1 protein-coding gene is annotated in these 1,423 nt (G+C 64.9%); it reads left to right on the forward strand.

What is annotated here, in order from left to right; all coding sequences use genetic code 11:
* Positions 1-50 precede the first annotated feature (50 nt).
* Positions 51-1,394, forward strand: coding sequence for an IS630 family transposase (locus tag ABZV34_RS39485; protein ID WP_356288132.1), 1,344 nt, complete (start codon positions 51-53; stop codon positions 1,392-1,394).
* Positions 1,395-1,423 lie beyond the last annotated feature (29 nt).

The following is a 1,423-nucleotide window of genomic DNA, read 5'->3' on the forward strand; positions in this document are numbered from 1 at the left end:
ACTAGTGTGATGCGCCAGAAATTTCGCCGATAAATCACTAGGCTGTTTTCATGTCGCCGGGTCCTCGTGCTGTTGACGTCGTCCTGTCCGCTGAGGAGCGCGCGGAGTTGTTCCGGTGGGTCCGTGGGGCGGTGGCGCCACGTTTTGTGGAGCGGGCGCGGATTGTGCTGGCGTGCGCGGACGGTGCGCCGAATGCGCGTGTGGCGGCAGAGGTCGGCGTGACGATGTCGACGGTGAGGAAGTGGCGCGGGAAGTTTGCCGCTGATCGGCTGGCCGGGCTTGAGGATGCAGCTCGTATCGGTCGGCCGAAGGCTGACCTGGTCCTGAGTGAGGCTGAGCGGGATCAGCTCATCCGGTGGGCGAGGCGGGCGAAGACCGCCCAGTATCTGGCGTTGCGCGCAAGGATCGTGCTGCGCTGTGCGGAGGGTGGGACGAACCGGCAGGCCGCGGCTGACTTGGGTGTTGATGAGTCGACGGTGGAACGCTGGCGTGCCCGGTTCATCGCCAAGCGCCTGGAGGGACTGTCCGACGAGCCCCGGGTGGGCCGGCCGCCCTCGATCCTGCTGGATCAGGTCGAGGACGTCGTCGTGGCGACCTTGGAGTCCACTCCGGGCAAGGATACGCACTGGTCGCGGGCCTCGATGGCCCAGCGCACGGGCCTGTCGAAATCGACCATCGGGCGGATCTGGAAGCGGTTCGACCTCAAGCCGCACCTCCAGGACGCGTTCAAGCTCTCCACCGACCCGCAGTTCGTCGCGAAGGTCGTCGATGTCGTCGGCCTGTACCACCAGCCGCCCGAAAAGGCGGTGGTGCTGTGCGTGGACGAGAAGTCCCAGATCCAGGCGCTGGACCGCTCGCAGCCGGTGCTCCCGATGATGCCGGGCATGCCCGAGCGGCGTACCCACGACTACTACCGGCACGGCATCACCAGCCTGTTCGCCGCCTTCAACATCTCCGACGGCACGGTCATATCGCAGCTGCACCGCCGCCACCGGGCCATCGAGTTCAAGAAGTTCCTGGTCACGATCGACAAGGCGGTGCCCACCGGCCTTGACGTCCACCTGGTCTGTGACAACTACGCCACCCACAACACCGCCGAGATCAGGACGTGGCTCGGCAAACACCCCCGCTTCCACGTCCATTTCACCCCCACCGGCTCCTCCTGGATGAACCAGGTGGAGCGGTGGTTCGGCCTGCTGACCGACAAACTCATCCGTCGCGGCGTCCACACCTCCGTGAAGGCACTGGAGGACGACATCACCGCGTGGATCGACACCTGGAACGAGAACCCGCGGCCCTTCACCTGGACCAAAACAGCCGACGAGATCCTCAACTCCCTCGCCGACTACCTCACCAAGATCGGAACCACCGACCAGAAAACAGAGCAGAACTAACCCTCAGGATTTCTGGCGCATCACACTAG

Source organism: Streptomyces sp. NPDC005195, assembly GCF_040608315.1.
Classification (GTDB): domain Bacteria; phylum Actinomycetota; class Actinomycetes; order Streptomycetales; family Streptomycetaceae; genus Streptomyces; species Streptomyces kaempferi.

What these genes read in the sequence shown, in the direction of transcription:
- ABZV34_RS39485 (WP_356288132.1), top strand. Translation starts at nt 51, where the DNA reads ATGTCGCCGGGTCCTCGTGCTGTTGACGTCGTCCTGTCCGCTGAGGAG.